Genomic DNA, 14,949 nt, shown 5'->3' with positions numbered 1-14,949 from the left:
TCGTTGCAGGCGAACGGACCATACCGCCGGGGGTCGGTCAGTGCTCGTCGGGCGCGACTCCGAGCTTCTCGCACGCCGCGCGGTACAGCGCGACCACTTCGGTGCGGATCGACGCGCGGTCGGTGACGGGGCCGAGCCACGGCACCCGCACCGTCCGGTCGACGCCGTCGACCTCGGCGACCCACTCGCCGGACCGCCCGTCCAACCCGGTCATGCGGGCGGCGGTGGCGTCGGGCTCCGCGAAGGCACGCACGATGAGCAGATTGTCCTCGGTGTGGTCGCCGTTCATGTGGCCGATCACGGCGGTGACGACTGCGGCGTCGATGGTGGTCATGACGGGGAGCCTAACCGCACCGTCGGCGGCTTCCGGTCGGCGTCGAGCTCGCGCAGCACCGGCAACGCGAAGCACACCGCCGCGACGGCGACCACCGGGATCGCGAGTGCGAAGAACGTGGTGCGGATGCCGAGCTGGTCGATGAGCGGTCCCGCCAGCAGGTAGCCGAGCGGCCCGGCCGCGTACGCGGTGGAGGTCATCACCCCGACGACGCGGCCGCGCATGTGTTCGGGACTGCGGGTCTGCATGGCCCAGTTGGCGATCGGTCCCACCGGCCCGTACACGAGACCGATCACGACGGACAGCGCCAGCAGTACCCACAGCGGTGGCAGGAACGCCATGCCGATCATCGCGAGACCGAGCCCGGTGACCGCGACGAGCATCAGGTTCCGGCGCCTGAGGTAGGGCGCCAGCGCCCCGTAGGACAGTGCGCCGACGAGCCCGCCGATGCTCATCGCCATGAGCACCCAGCCGAGCTGGGCCGGTTCGCCGCGGTCGGTGAAGTACTTGGGAAACAGCACGGATTCGATCGGCATGTACAGCGCGACGATCACCATGTCCACGAGCGCGAGGGTCCGCAGCAGGCGGTCGCGCCACACGAAACGCAGGCCCTCCAGCGTGCCCGACCACATCGACTTCGGGCGGGTCTCGTGATCGGGTCGCCCGGAGTGCTCGAGCCTGAGGAACGCGATCGTGACGATCGACAGGACGAAGCACACCGCGGTCACCCACAGTGTGCTCTCGGGTCCCACCAGCGCGATCAGTACACCGCCGATACCCGGCCCCACCAGGTACGCGACGTTGTAGTTGGCCTCGTACAGGCTGTTGACGCGGTCGAGTCGCCAGCCCGCGGCCTTCGTCGCCGCAGGCAGCATCGATTCCCGAGCGGAGATGCCGGCGGGATCGAACGTCGCCCCGAGGGCGGCCAGCGCCGCGAGCACCGGGACGGACAGCCCGACCGTGCCCGCGGCGATAGGAATCGCAGCCACCGAGAGTGCGGACAACGCGTCGGACACCAGCGAGGTGGGCCGCCGTCCGAATCGATCGACCACGGTGCCGGAGAACAGGCTCGCGAGCAGCAGTGGCAGCGTGGCGGCGCCCGCGACGATCGCCGCGTCGGTTGCGCGACCGGTCTGTTCCAGCACCAGCCACGGTAGGGCGACGATCACGATGCCGTTGCCGGTCGCCGAGAACAGCGTCGCGACGTTGAGCAGGATCAGCGGCGTGAGTCGTCGGGTCGTCGTCTGGTGGGGGGTACTCACGGCGCGGGCTTTCGGTCGATCGGGCGTCGCTGTCGAAGCTAACAGCGCGGCCGGAATCCGCGCGAGCGGTTTTCCGGCCGCGCCATCGCGCGTTCCCGCTCCTATTCGCGGGTCCCGATCGCCGTCACCGGGTCCTGGCGCATCGCGGTCCGCGTCGGAATCGCGATCGCGACGAGCCCCAGCAGGACCGTCACTCCGAGGATGAGGGCGTAGACGCGCGGGTCGACGCTCGGGATCGGACGGCCGGACACCGCGGCCGCGACACCCGCGAGCGGGGGCAGCGCGATGAGCGATCCCACCACGGCCGCGACGGTCACCACGATCACCGACTCGGCGCGCATCATGCCGCGCACCTGCCGACTGCTCGCGCCGACGAGTCGCAGCAGCGCGAACTCTCGGCCTCGCTCGGCGGTTGCGAGTACGAGGGTGTTCACCACCGCGACGGCGAGGTAGCCGAGCAGGACCGCGAGTGCCACGATGCTCACCCAGGCTTGCGTGCGGCGCTGCTCCTGCCCGGCGGCGGCGAACTCGGCGCGATCGGAGACCACGACGCCGCCCGTCGCGGTGATCGCGGCCCGGGCCTCGTCGACGCGGCCTGGTTCGGCGGCGACGAGGAGCATGTCGGTCAGTCCTGTGGTGGTGTGTGCCAGCACCTGCGGGGTAGGGAGTGTGACGTCGCCGAAGCCGAGTCCGCGGCCGTACGTCGCGATCACCGTGGGGGTGACGAGTGTGCCGTCGCCGAGTCGCAGTGGCACGGTATCTCCCACACCCGCGCTCATGGAGAATGCTGCGTCGGTGCTGAGGGCGACGGTGCCCTCGCGCAGCTGTCCGAGGTCGCCGTCGCGGACGTCCAGGTCGAGGGTGGAGTCCGTCGCTGCGGGATCGATGCCCTGGACCGGGTACGGGTCGGTGGACGGCGAATCGCCACCGGTCGTGAACAACGCCTGCGTCCGGGTGATCGGATTGGCCGCGCGCACAGCGGGTTCCGCTTCGATTGCGTCGACGAGGTCGGCAGCGAGTCCGGCGGGAGCGGTGACGACGAGATCGGCGGTGATGCCCGCGCGGGACTGGTGGTCGGCGGCCGCGGCGACGGTGTCCTGCGTGAACAGCTGGACCGAGCCGATCGCGATGGCGAGTGCCAGCGGGGTGATGGCGGCGGCGAGACGGCGGGCCCGGGCCCCGGAGTTGGCGGCGGCCAGCACGAGCGCGGGCGACGCGCTGCGGCGCAGCGGTCCGCCGAACACTCGGACCGCGCCGCCGACCAGCATCGGGCCCAGCAGCGCCACCGCGATCACCAGCAGGACGGCGGAAGCACCCGCGCCGGCCAGCGCGGCCTGTCCGGGCAGCACTGCCGGGAGCATCGACGTGGCCAGACCTCCTGCGCCGAACACGAGCCCCGTGACGAGTCGGCCCTTACCGATGGAGGACGGCTCCACAGCCGACTCCCGCAGCGCCTCGGTGGGATCCAGACGGGCCGGACGTCGGGCGGCGACCGCCGCGGCGATCCGCGCGGTGACGACGGCCAGCAGAACCCCGACCACGGCCGGGAGCGGGCTGTACGCGAGCGCGAAATCCGACGACAACACACCGGCCTCGGCGAACTGTGCCCCGAGAACCTGTGCGAGCGCATAGCCGGGACCCGCACCGAGCAGCGCGGCGATGCCGGCGACCAGCAGCACCTCGCTGCCGATCAGGCGATGCACGTGGCCCGGTGTGGCGCCCATCGCGCGGAGCAACGCGAACTCGCGTCGGCGCTGCTGGATCGACAGCGACAGCGTGCTCGCCACCACGAACATCGCGATGAGGATGGCCAGGCCCGCGAACGATCCGGACAGCATCATCAGTTCGCTGCGGGCCGCACCGGCGTCGAGATATTCGACGTCGCCGCGAGCGGTGCCGGTGTAGGTGCGCACGTCGAGGCCGGGCAGGTGGTCACGGACCCGGGCGGCCAGCGCGGCGGCATCGGTGCCCCCGTCGGCGAGCACACCCACCGCGGCGACCCGGTCGCCGTGCGGCCACAGCCCGCGGATCCGGGCATCGGACACGAACACCGCCGGTTGCCGGTCGGCCGGTTCGGCGTCGGGTGCCGCCGCGATGCCGACCACCGCGTACTCTTCGCCGATCCCACCGTGCCGCAGCGTGATCCGATCACCGACGGTGCCCGGCCCGGTCACGACGACCTCGTCCGGCGACACCGGCGCCCGGCCGGACGTCAGCGTGTACGGCGCGAGGACGCTCGATGCCCACCCGTGCGCGTCCAGCGGTGCGCCGGCGTCGGTGGTGAGGGGAACGCCGAGGTCGGCGACGGCGACGCGGACCCCCGGCATTGCGGCGAGTTCGCCGACGACGGACTCCGGCAGCAACGCCCGTTCGACGTACGGCTGGTCGATGTCCTCGCGCACGTCGAGGGCTTGCGCCGCCCCGACCACGACGTCGGCGCCCGCGTAACGGTGCGGGGCGACGCCGCCCCGGATTCCCGATTCGAACAGCACGCCGAGCGCGCACGTGAGGAGCGCGGCGCAGAACACCGCGACGAACACGGCCGCGAAGCTACCGCGTCGGGCGCGGATGTTGGCGCGCGCCAGGGTCCGCAGACGAGGCCCGGCCACGTTCACCACTCCCCGAGGTGGGTCATGTGGTCGGCGACCGCGGCGGGGGTGGGGGAGTCCATCCGTCCGACGAGCCGACCGTCTGCGAGGAACACCACTCGGTCCGCGTGGGCGGCGGCGACCGGATCGTGCGTGACCATGACGATCGTCTGCCCCAGCTCGGTGGTGGTGCGGCGCAACAGGTCCAGCACCTGACGGCCGGTGCGGCTGTCGAGCGCCCCGGTGGGCTCGTCCGCGAACACCGCGTGCGGCTGGGTGATGAGCGCGCGCGCGATGGCGACGCGCTGCTGTTGACCACCGGACATCTCGGCCGGGCGGCGGTGCCGCTTGTCGGCGAGTCCGACCGCGTCCAGGACGTGATCGAGATGCGCCCGGTCGGCGGTGCGCCCGGCGAGCAACAGCGGCAGCGTCACGTTCTGTTCGACCGTGAGCGCCGCCATGAGGTTGTACGCCTGGAATACGAACCCGATGTGATCCCGCCGGAAAACGGTGCGTGCCTTGGGTTTCAGCGCACTAATCTCGGTGTCGCCGAGCCACACCGAGCCGCGGGTGGGCTGGTCGAGGCCGGCGGCACAGTGCAAAAACGTGCTCTTGCCCGAACCGGACGGGCCCATGATCGCAGTGAAACTGCCGGGCGCGAGGGTGAGGCTGACGTCGTCGAGTGCGGTGACCCGGGTGCGCCCCGAGCCGTACGTTCGGGTGACGTCGGTGAGACGGACGGCGGCCCGTGGCGGGCTCTCGACGAAGGGTGGGCTGGAAGCGAAGGAGGACATGGAAGGAACGCTATGGAGCGGCGGCTTCCCGGAACATCCCGTGCGATACCCGATCGATGGTGTAGCTGGCTCCACCCCGGCGGTTCAGGACCTGCCGGACGCGGTCCGCGCGTTGCGGCCTGCCAGCCGGGCGAACGCGTCGACGAGTGCCGGCGGTCCGACGACGTCGATGTCGGTGTCGAAGCGGTTCAAGCCGGCCGCGAGGGCCACCCACGACCAGGATCCGAGTTCGAGGCCGCATCGGTCGGGGCCGAGATCCTCGACGACGCCGTCGCCCGCGAAGGGCACGACGTCGGACGCCGGCCGATGAAGGACGACCTTTCCGCGGCACGGCCACCCGTCCACGTGGGACGACCCCTTGAAGCCTGCGGAGACGAACGCGGCCACGTCGGCCCCGGGGACCTCGCGGGGCGTGAAGCGAGGTCCGGTGGGGATGCGTGGACTGATGCGGTCGGCTCGGAACACGCGCCAGGCCTCGCGCTCGAGATCCCACGCGACCAGGTACCAGCGCCGATTCGACGTCACCAGGTGGTGCGGCTGCACACGTCGCGGCGGTGACGGCTCGCGGGTGCGGGCGCCGTCGGCGTTCGCGTAGTCGAAGCGGAGCGTCTCGCGCGCACGGATCGCCGTGGAGATCGCCACCAGCACATCGGCGGCCACCGGGTCGTCGTCCCTCGGGCCGTTTCCCGCCGGGATCGCCGTGAAGTCGAGTACGTCGAGCCGGTGGCGCAGGCGGGTGGGGAGCACCTGTCTCACCGTGGTCAGCGCGCGGATCGCGGCCTCCTCGATCCCGACGCCGGTCTCGGCAGCAGCCTGCAGGGCCACCGCCAGCGCGACGGCCTGGTCGTCGTCGAACAGCAGTGGCGGGAGTTCGCTGCCGGCGTCCAGCCGGTAGCCGCCGGTGGGCCCCATCGTCGCGTGGATGGCGTATCCCATCTCCCGCAACCGGTCGATGTCCCGGCGCACCGTCCGGGGGCTGATGTCGAGCCGCTGGGCCAGCGTGGAACCCGGCCAGTCCCGGCGCGTCTGCAGAAGCGACAGCAACGCGAGGAGTCGGGACGTGGCCGCTGTCATGTCTTCGATCGTAAGTTCCTTGTAGGACGGAATCCGACCTATACCCCTGGGAGGGTCGGTGCGGTCAGGGGCAAGCCCGCCACGTTCTCATCCAGGAGCAGACATGAGCATCACCACGACCACTCACCTCAACTTCGGCGGCGACGCCCGCGCAGCCCTCGAGTTCTACCGGACCGTCTTCGGCGGCCATCTCACGATCGCGACCTACGGCGACCTCGGGATGCCGCGGGAGGCGCCCGGTGCCGACGCCGTGGTCTTCGGCCAGATCGAGACCGGAGACGGCTTCCGGGTGATGGCCTACGACATTCCCGGCCGCGCGGGCACCCCCGGGGCGGCCGGGGGATCCACCCGCCGGGAGAACGGGACCACCGTCACCGATCAGCCGTTCTTCGTGTCCGTGCGCGGACAGACGCTCGACGAGGTCCGGGACTACTGGGACCGGTTGGCGGTGGACGCCCGGATCGTCGAACCGCTCGCCGCGGCGGCTTGGACGCCCGGCTTCGGCATGCTCACCGACCGGTTCGGGGTCACCTGGATCCTCGACGTCGCGGCCGATCGAAGTGCCCGACCGATGGTGTAGCGGGCTGTACCGACATCGGGTGGACGGTGCGGCATGCTGGACCGATGACGTGGAGCGAACGACTGAGGGTGCGATGGGGCGCCGTCCGCTTCCTCGCGGTGGAAGCTGCCGCCGCGCTCGTGTCGTTTGCGTTCGTGTTCGTCGGTCTGGTGATCGCCGCGACGCTGATGCTCATCGTGGGCTGGCTCGCGCTGCCGTGGTACCTGCGGGCGTTGCGCTGGTGGGCCGGGTCGGCGCGCCAGCGGGCCGGCCGATATGCCGGGACGGTGGTGGGGGAGCGGTACCCGCCGATACCGAACCGGCCGGGCTTCGACGACCTGCGGCGTCTGATCGTCGCGCCGTCCACTCGACGCGACTTCGCGTGGGTCGCGGTGCACTCCATCGCGGCCCTGACGGCGGGCCTGCTGGCGATCGCGCTGCCGCTCGCGGCACTCAACACCTTGGCGATTCCCTTCTACTGGTGGGCGTTACCGCCCGACGAGCCGGTGAGCAGCATCTACCCCGTGACGTCGTGGTGGGGTGCCGCGCCGATGCCGTTGTTCGCCGTCGGCTACGCGGTACTGGCCTGGTGGTCGATCCCGGTGATGGCGCGGGGTATGTGTGCGCTCGCCTCGCGGTTGCTGTCCCCGCGGCGGGAAACCGAACTGTCCGAGCGGGTCTCGGCGCTCACCGCGAGCCGCGCCGCGGCGCTCGACGCGCATGCCGCCGAGCTGCGACGCATCGAACGCGACCTGCACGACGGTGCCCAGAACCGGCTGGTCGCGGTCGTGATGATGCTGGGGTTGGCCGAGCGCTCGTTGCGCGTTGCGCCGGAACAGGCTCTGCCGCAACTGCTTCGTGCGCAGGACGCGGCGTCGGACGCGCTGTCGGAGCTGCGCACCCTGGTGCACGACATCTACCCGCCCGTGCTCGACGAGCTCGGTCTGGGCGGTGCGGTCTCCGCGCTCGCTGGCCGTAGCGCCGTGTCGTGCGTGCTCGACGTCGACGGGCTGCGGCGTGCCCCGGCCGCCGTCGAGGCCGCGGCGTACTTCGTGGTCGCCGAGGCTCTCACCAACGTCGCCAAGCACAGCGGCGCCGAGCGGGTCCAGGTGACCATCGCGACCCGCGACGACGAGGGCGGCGCGACGATGGTGATCGACGTCGTCGACGACGGCGTCGGCGGTGCGGTGGAGCGGCCCGGTAGCGGATTGGCGGGGATCCGGCGGCGCGTGGCAGCGTTCGAGGGGACTGTGACGTTGGACAGCCCATTCGGTGGGCCGACGAGACTCGAGGTGGAACTACCGTGCGGATTCTGATCGCCGAGGACGACGCCCTGCTGCGGGAGGGGCTCGCGCTCCTGCTGGGCAGCGTCGGGATCGAGGTGACGGCGGCGGTGGACGACGCGGAGAAGTTCCTGGAATCGTTCGAGTCCGATCCGCCCGACGGCGCGGTCCTGGATGTGCGGATGCCCCCGACTTTCACCAACGAGGGACTGAAGGCGGCGATCGAGGCCCGGCGTCGGCGGCCGGGGTTCCCCGTGCTGGTGCTGTCGGCGTACGTCGAGGACCGCTACGCCGGTGATCTGCTCTCCGGAGGTGCGGGCGGGGTCGGCTATCTCCTCAAGGAACGGGTCGGCAAGGTCGAGGAGTTCGTCGACGCCCTCCGGCGCGTCGTCGGCGGCGGCACCGTGATGGATCCCGAGGTGATCTCCCAGCTGATGAGCCGGCGGCGCGCCGACGATCCGATTCGAAGCCTCACGCCGCGCGAATCCGAGGTGTTGGGACTGATGGCCGAGGGTCTCGGCAACGGCGACATCGCGCGCCGGTTGGTGGTGAGCGACACCGCGGTGAGCAAGCACATCGGCAACATCTTCGCCAAGCTCGGGCTCGCGGCGTCGGACAGCGGGCATCGCCGCGTCCTCGCGGTGCTCGCGCACCTGCGGTCGTGATCCGGGGTCACGCGCTCTCGAGTGCCTCGCCCACCTCGCGCAGTGCCCGGTGCCGCTGGTCCTCGGCGAGCGCGTGGCCGACCGCGATCGCCAGCGCGACCGGCCAGTCGATCACTTCGAACGCCGCGAGCAGACCGAGGGCGCCGAGGTAGGCGAGTTGTTCCGGCTTGGGGACACCGACGTCGCCGATGAGCGGCAGGCGGATCGCGAACCGCGATCCCTGCGCGATGCGTTCGAGGGCGTCCCGGTGCGAACCCGGACCGTGCGCTGACGAGTCGTGCGCTCCGGAGCCGGGGGATCCCCCGCTGCGCGACGCCCGGTCGGCGCCGCGGTCGAGCGTTGCTTCGGTCATCGTTCGTCCTGCCCATCCTCGTCGTTCACCTGCCGTACACCTGGGCCCGTCATCGTGGGAGTCGTGATCGTTTCGTTATCCACGCTCTCCGCGTTCGCCTCGGCCGTCCGCCCGTCGGGACCGGATCCGTTGACCGGTGTGGTCACGTCCGTGCTCACGCCGCCGTTGCGCCATGCGTACGCGGTGCTGCTGCGGACCGGGGTTCTCGTCGTCGACTGACCACCCCGGCCGTCGCGCGCCGACCACCACGCGAGGGCGTGCGGGGCGAGCGCGGCGGCAGCCGTCGCGCCCACCGCCGGGCCCAGCGCCTGCGCCCACGCGACCGGTCCCAGGGGCGTGCATCCGAGGAATTGGCTCAGCCCGGGAACGCTGACCACCCCGGCCAGCGCCGCCAGCGATCCCGCGGCGGTCACGACCACGAGGGGACTGCGGGAGTCGATCAGTGTCTGCCCCAGTTGGGCGCCGACCAACGCCACGAGTCCCACCGTCGACGCTCGCCGCGGCCGCCCGGTGAGCGAGGCGATGCCCCACGCGACGCCGGCGCCGGCGGCTGTCGCGGTCCCGCGGATCGCGACGGTCCGCCACAGTGCGGCGCTGTCCGGTCCGCGGCCGTCGTAGGCGTGATTGCGGTTGGGCGGGCTCACGGCGAGCGCCGCGGCGGGTAGCGCGTCGGTGAACAGGTTCACGAGCAGCAGCTGCCGCGCGTTGAGCGGAGCCCGGCCGCCGATCGCGCTGCCGATCAACGCGAACGCCACCTCGCCCGCGTTCCCGCCGAGCAGGACCGCGACCGCCGACTGGACGCGTTGCCACAGCTGCCGGCCCTCGTCGACGGCGTCGAGGATGGCGTCGACGTGCCCGCCGATCAGCAGGATGTCGGCGGCGCTGCGGGCCGGATGACTGCCGTGGGAGGTCACCCCGATCCCGATGCTCGCGGCGCGGATGGCGGCGGCGTCGTTGGCACCGTCGCCGACCATCGCGCACACGCTCCCGGAACGTTCGAGCGTCTGCACGATCTGCACCTTCTGCTCGGGGGACATCCGGGCGAACACCCGCCGCTCGCGGACCGCGGCCTCCTGCCGCCGATGGGAGAGCGACTCCCATTCGCTCCCGCTCATCACGTCGTCGGCGTCCACGTCCAGTCCCAGGTCCCGGGCGATGGCGGCCGCGGTCACCGGATGGTCCCCGGTGATCAACCGCACGGACACGCCGCGGTCCTCGAGTTCGGGCAGCAGGTCGGTCGCCTCGGGGCGGATGGTGTCGGACAGACCCAACAGTCCGAGCGGTTCGAGTCCACGGCCGCACAGGGATTCGACGACGTCCGGGTCCTCGGCGGCCCGTGCGACCGCGTCGTCGGGCACGGTGCGTCGGGCCACCGCGATCACCCGCAGACCGTCCTCCGCCATCGACCGGACGTCGTCGACGATCGTTTCGAGCGCGTCGGGGGCGGCCCCGGTGCACGCGGCCAGAATCACCTCGGGGGCACCCTTGACGAGCAGCTCGGTGCCGTGCAGCGCCGCCGCGTACGGCCGTCCGGCGCGGAACGGCAGGACCACGTCCGAGACCGGTGCCTCCGCTCCTTCCTCGGTCGCCTCGGCGGCCTCGACGACGGCGCGGTCGGTGGCGTGCGCGGCGGTGCGCCCGTCCGGCGTCACCGACGTCCGGGCGGCCGCACGGACCACCCGGGCGTCGTCGCACGTGCCGATCGGACGGATCTGCGTCACCCGAAGCCGGTCCTGGCTGAGGGTTCCGGTCTTGTCGAAGCACGCGACGTCCACGCGGCCGAGGGCCTCGACCGACCGTGGGGTGCGCACGAGCACCGAGGCGCGGGTCAGCCGGCGCGCGGCCGCCTGCTGTGCCAGCGTCGCGACGAGCGGAAGCCCCTCGGGGACCGCGGCGACCGCCACCGCCACGCCGCTCGTGACCGCGGAGCGCAGGCCCCCGCCGCGCAGCATCGACGTGGCGGTGACCAGCGCGCCACCCCCGATGCTGACCGGGAGCACCCGGTCGGTGAGCTCGCGCAACTGCGACTGCAGGCCCACCTTCCGGACCGGCGCGGGGGACAGGGCCGCGGCCCGGCCGGTCTCGGTGTCGTCGCCGACGGCCGTGACCAGGGCCGTCGCGGTGCCGGTCAGCACGGTCGTGCCGGCGAACAGCATGCAGGTCCGTTCCGCGAGCGGCACACCGGGAGTCGCGTCGGTCTGCTTGTCGACGGGCATCGACTCGCCGGTGAGCGACGACTCGTCCACCTCGACCCCGTCCGCCTCGACGAGTCGTCCGTCGGCTGGCACCACTTCACCGGGCCGGACCACGATCACGTCGCCCGGCCGGAGCAGCGCGGCATCGACCGACTCGGTGGTGTCGGTGCCCGGGCGGATCCGTCGTGCCGGGGCGTCCTGGCCTGCGAGCAGACGGGTGAGGAGCCGTTCGGCATGCAGTCGCTGGGCCGCCGACAGCGCGGCGTTGCCGACCAGAACCGTCCCGACGAGGATCGCGTCCACGGGAGACCCGAGCACGGCACTGGCCGCCGAACCGGTCGCCAGGATCGGGGTGAGCGGATCGGCCAGTTCGGTGCGCAGTGACCGGCCGAAGTCCCACACACCGGAGGCGGGACCGCGGATTCGGCCGACCGTCGTGCCGATCCGTCCGGGACCCGCAGCGGCACGACTCGGCGGCGGCGACTCGACGGTCCGGCGCACCCTGTCGACCGACATCGCGTGCCAGTCGTGCTGCGGGCTCGGGCGGGGCGGCTCCGCGCGGAGCACGCCGCGGGCGAGGCTGCGCCCGGTCCACAGGGCCGCACCGGCGCCGACACTGACGGGCCCCGGGCCGCGCCCGTGGGTCCCCGGGATCATCAGCAGTGAGCCGAGAAGTGACGCGCCGGAAGCGATCTCGATGCCGCGCCGACTCGCGGTACGGGCGGCGGGCAGTGCGCGCAGGATGCGCCAGACCGCCCCCAGATCCGGCACCAGCAGATCCGCCGGCGCCGCCGATTCCGGGCGCAGGGCCAGGCTCACGTCGGCGGCGAGCACGGCTCGGGGGCAGTCGACGCTCAGCACGGCGACGGTCGCCCCGGATTCCTGCAGGCGTTCGACGGTCGACCGGAGGTCGGAATCGGTGGAATCGCCGGGCTTTCCGAGGTCGTCGAACGCCGAGCGCAACGTGCCCAGCGCCTCGTCGTCGACGGAGTGCACGGTGATGCCCGCTTGGCGGGCCTGTTCGAGCAGGGCGCCCGCCAGCGCGTCGCGGACGGGGGAGATCAGCACGGCGGCGTCGGGATCGTCTCCGGGGTCGGCAGCGTTGTCGATGCCGGCCAGGGAGTGCCACCCGGTGTCGAGTTCTCCCGACTCGATCGCCGTCCGTGCCGCTTCCCACACCCCCGCGCGGCGGTGGTCGTCGACGCCGCGGATCCGGCTCACCCGCAGGTCCGCGGTGAGGAGCGCACGCGGATCGACGACGAGCGCGGTCACGGCGTCGAGCCGGCGCAGCACGTCGGGCCCGCGGCTCAGCACACCGTGGTCGTCGGCCAGTCCGCGGCCCAGGGTGCTCGCGAACGACTCGCGGGCCGTGCGGGCCGCCTTGGGTGCGGTGACGAGCGCCGCCGTTCCCGCCGCTCGGACGCTCCCGGTGGCCGCTCCCACCGCCGCGACCCCGCCCAACTGTGCCCACGCCGCGCGCTCGAGGTGACGGTCCACCGGTCCGGCCGCGGCGAGGTCGGGGGCCGCGGTTTCGGGCACCGGGCGGTGCGTGCTCCGTAGCCACGCGCGCCGGTTGGCCAGCACCTCGCCGACCACGGAGGCGCGGAGCAGGGCCTCGATCGCGAGCGGGGGCGGCGCCTGCACGAGCGTGAAGCTCGCGGCGGTGAGGGTCGAGAGGAGGAGGTCGGTGCGCGGACGCCCGATGCCCGCCTCGAGCAATCGGCGCAGCGCGGGTTGATAGTCGAGTAGGACGATCGGTGCGGCGACGGCGGACGGTAGCCGCGGCACCCGGAACAGGCGGCCGGTGGCCGCGGCCCCGAACCCTACCGAGTGGGCGGCCAGCGCGATGACGCGCGCCGAGAGCACCCCGTCGTCCCACGCGGTCGGCACCCGGGGGAGAACATCGGCCGTCGCGTCGCGGGATCGGGTCGGGGGCGCGAACACGCCCGTGAGCACTCCGGCGGTCGCGGCGGTTCCCACCGTGACGGTCGTGATCGCGGCGTGCGCCGTCCGTCCGGGAAGGCTGCGAGCCCGCTCGACGAGTGATCCGACCCCCGGAATCCGCACCTAAGTGGCACGTCCCGGCGGCCGCGAGGCGGAGGACTTCGCTGCGCTGTCGTCCTCCGCGCCGGCCTCGTCCGCGCGGGAGCCGTCGGTGGGCGCGCCGCGCTCGTGCAGTTGCCGGAGCACGAGCGCGGCGCCCCCGACTGTCAGGACCACCGGCCATTCGACGAGTCCGACGGCGCCGGCCGCGGCCATCGTCAGCACCGCGGCGGGTGTGGAGTGGCTGCCCCGCTCGAGGCCGCGGCGGGTGCCGCCGGCGACGCCTCCGACGGCACCGCGGACACCGCCGACGAGGCCTCCCACGGCGGCGCCGCCCAGCGCGCCGATGGACGACGTGGTCACCTCGGCGATGCCGGAGACTGCGCGCACCGCGCCGCCGGTCAAGGACATCGACCCGTTGCCGGATCCGTGACCGGTGTGGGGGGTGTTGTGCGGGGTACTGCCTGTTTGTTCCATCGAACGCCCATCGTTCGGTTCGGGGTGGGCCCGCGCCCATGTCCGACGCGGGATCACGATTCACCGCTCCAGGCGAGTCTAAACCGGACCACTTGCGATGTGAACCTCTGTCGGCCCGGACGACACGAATTCCCCTGTGTGTCAAGCGTTGTGTTCACGTAAAAGGCAAACGGTGGAATCTCGACCGTTCGGTCCTAACGTTGTTCACCGTCACCCCCGCACCACGCCGTCGAATCGATGTGGCGCGTTCGCTTTTCATGTGTTCCCTTCCTCCGAGGAGTGCCCGATGTTCCGTATGCGCCGACTGCCCCGAGCCGCTCTCGCGCTCGCGCTCGTTCCCCTGGCGGGTATGGTCGTCGCGTGTGGCGGCGAAGAGGCGTCGGCGTCCGCCGACGCTCCGGCCGGTCAGAGCTTCACCCTCAAGGTGTACGACCCGGGCAACTCCGGGGCGATCGCGGTCGGCAAGCGCGACGGAGACTTCGACCGTGCGCTCGCCCCGCTCGGTGCCAAGATCGAATGGGTCAAGACCACACCGGGATTCAGCTCCAACCTCAAACTGTTCAACACGGGTGAACTGGACATCCAGACCGGCGCGTACAGCCCGGTGGTCGGCGCGCTGTCCAAGGACGTCGGCGTCCGGATCTTCGCGACGTCGGATCCGTACAACAAGGATCAGAGCGGCATCGTCGCCACCGCCGCGTCGGGGATCTCGTCGCTCGAGGACCTGAAGGGCAAGCGGGTCGCGGTGAACCCGGCCGCCAAGGGCGAGTACATCGTCCTCAAGGCGCTCACCGAGGCGAACATCCCGATCGACTCGGTCGAGCGGGTGCCCCTGCAGCAGACCGACGCGGCATCGGCGTTCTCGACCGGACAGGTCGACGCGTGGGCGTCGTTCCTGGCGCCGTACCAAGAGGCGAAGGCCAAGGGCGCCAAGGAGATCGTCACCGAGGGCGACATCAAGTCGGTCGACAACACGATCATCGCCGGCCGGACCGCGGTGCTGCAGGAGCATCCCGAGGTGGTGCAGAAGTTCCTCGAGGTCACCAAGGACCTCACCCGCCGTCAGCGCGAGAATCCGGCCGCGTTCGAGAACGTCTTCGAGCAGGCCGGGCCGCGCGCACTGAGCGGCCAGCGCCTCGACGACGCGATCGCGCTGGGAGGCCAGGTCACCGACTTCCGCTACCCGACCGCGGCCGACGAGGCCGATCTACAGTCGGTGGCCGACCTGTTCTACCGCAACGGCGTCATCCAGCGGCAGCTCACCGCCGCCGACCTGACGTTCGACCTGCAGGGTGCGGTCGCGTCGAAGCCGGGAGCCTGACG

Annotated in this window: 12 protein-coding genes and 1 pseudogene; 5 read left to right on the top strand and 8 right to left on the bottom strand. The window is 72.1% G+C overall.

From position 1 onward, the window contains the following. Nucleotides 1–37: 37 nt before the first annotated feature. From PSS76_RS23580 to PSS76_RS23560, 5 genes are all read right to left on the bottom strand, one after another. On the bottom strand, nucleotides 38–334 hold the full coding sequence (locus PSS76_RS23580; protein WP_084846380.1) for a DUF2470 domain-containing protein: 297 nt from the start codon (nucleotides 332–334) through the stop codon (nucleotides 38–40). Next, the gene (locus PSS76_RS23575) at nucleotides 331–1,596 is read right to left on the bottom strand and encodes an MFS transporter (protein ID WP_145239212.1); all 1,266 of its coding nucleotides are present in this window, start codon (nucleotides 1,594–1,596) and stop codon (nucleotides 331–333) included. The genes PSS76_RS23580 and PSS76_RS23575 overlap by 4 nt, the downstream gene beginning before the upstream one ends. Before the next feature lie 101 nt (nucleotides 1,597–1,697). Next, the gene (locus PSS76_RS23570; protein WP_337456713.1) at nucleotides 1,698–4,205 is read right to left on the bottom strand and encodes an FtsX-like permease family protein; all 2,508 of its coding nucleotides are present in this window, start codon (nucleotides 4,203–4,205) and stop codon (nucleotides 1,698–1,700) included. Nucleotides 4,206–4,207: 2 nt separating this feature from the next. Continuing rightward, nucleotides 4,208–4,978, bottom strand: coding sequence for an ABC transporter ATP-binding protein (locus tag PSS76_RS23565; RefSeq protein WP_064058126.1), 771 nt, complete (start codon nucleotides 4,976–4,978; stop codon nucleotides 4,208–4,210). 84 nt (nucleotides 4,979–5,062) lie between these two features. Further along, nucleotides 5,063–6,052 (bottom strand): helix-turn-helix transcriptional regulator, encoded by a 990-nt coding sequence (locus tag PSS76_RS23560; protein ID WP_337456712.1) that lies wholly within the window; start codon nucleotides 6,050–6,052, stop codon nucleotides 5,063–5,065. Between the two features lie 103 nt (nucleotides 6,053–6,155). Here PSS76_RS23560 and PSS76_RS23555 point away from each other — a divergent pair, with 103 nt between their 5' ends. From PSS76_RS23555 to PSS76_RS23545, 3 genes are read left to right on the top strand one after another with little or no spacing between them, the layout of a single operon-like run. Further along, entirely contained in the window at nucleotides 6,156–6,632 is a 477-nt protein-coding gene (locus PSS76_RS23555) for a VOC family protein (RefSeq protein WP_005514255.1), read from the top strand. Between the two features lie 44 nt (nucleotides 6,633–6,676). Beyond that, nucleotides 6,677–7,927: a sensor histidine kinase gene (locus tag PSS76_RS23550; protein ID WP_337456711.1), complete on the top strand. Its 1,251-nt coding sequence runs from the start codon at nucleotides 6,677–6,679 to the stop codon at nucleotides 7,925–7,927. Then, on the top strand, nucleotides 7,915–8,559 hold the full coding sequence (locus PSS76_RS23545; protein WP_005514250.1) for a response regulator: 645 nt from the start codon (nucleotides 7,915–7,917) through the stop codon (nucleotides 8,557–8,559). Before PSS76_RS23550 ends, PSS76_RS23545 begins: the two co-directional genes overlap by 13 nt. Before the next feature lie 7 nt (nucleotides 8,560–8,566). Here the strand turns inward: PSS76_RS23545 and PSS76_RS23540 are convergent, their stop codons facing one another. Continuing rightward, complete coding sequence (locus PSS76_RS23540) at nucleotides 8,567–8,911, bottom strand: hypothetical protein (protein ID WP_064058129.1); 345 nt, start codon at nucleotides 8,909–8,911, stop codon at nucleotides 8,567–8,569. On the opposite strand from PSS76_RS23540, the gene PSS76_RS23945 reads away from it, so the two are divergent. After that, nucleotides 8,837–9,130, top strand: coding sequence for an Rv1535 domain-containing protein (locus tag PSS76_RS23945; protein ID WP_350317251.1), 294 nt, complete (start codon nucleotides 8,837–8,839; stop codon nucleotides 9,128–9,130). The two genes, PSS76_RS23540 and PSS76_RS23945, sit on opposite strands and share 75 nt — an antisense overlap. A 65-nt stretch (nucleotides 9,131–9,195) precedes the next feature. On the opposite strand, the pseudogene PSS76_RS23940 reads toward PSS76_RS23945, so the two are convergent. Next, nucleotides 9,196–11,622: pseudogene (locus PSS76_RS23940) on the bottom strand (cation-translocating P-type ATPase); the annotation flags it as partial. A gap of 1,551 nt (nucleotides 11,623–13,173) precedes the next feature. Then, nucleotides 13,174–13,560, bottom strand: coding sequence for a hypothetical protein (locus PSS76_RS23530; protein WP_005514244.1), 387 nt, complete (start codon nucleotides 13,558–13,560; stop codon nucleotides 13,174–13,176). Nucleotides 13,561–13,912: 352 nt separating this feature from the next. On the opposite strand from PSS76_RS23530, the gene PSS76_RS23525 reads away from it, so the two are divergent. Then, complete coding sequence (locus PSS76_RS23525) at nucleotides 13,913–14,947, top strand: NrtA/SsuA/CpmA family ABC transporter substrate-binding protein (protein ID WP_013415517.1); 1,035 nt, start codon at nucleotides 13,913–13,915, stop codon at nucleotides 14,945–14,947. Nucleotides 14,948–14,949 lie beyond the last annotated feature (2 nt).

The organism is Prescottella sp. D32, assembly GCF_037287305.1.
Lineage (GTDB): Bacteria > Actinomycetota > Actinomycetes > Mycobacteriales > Mycobacteriaceae > Prescottella > Prescottella equi.
This window is presented reverse-complemented; position numbering and strand designations above follow the sequence as displayed.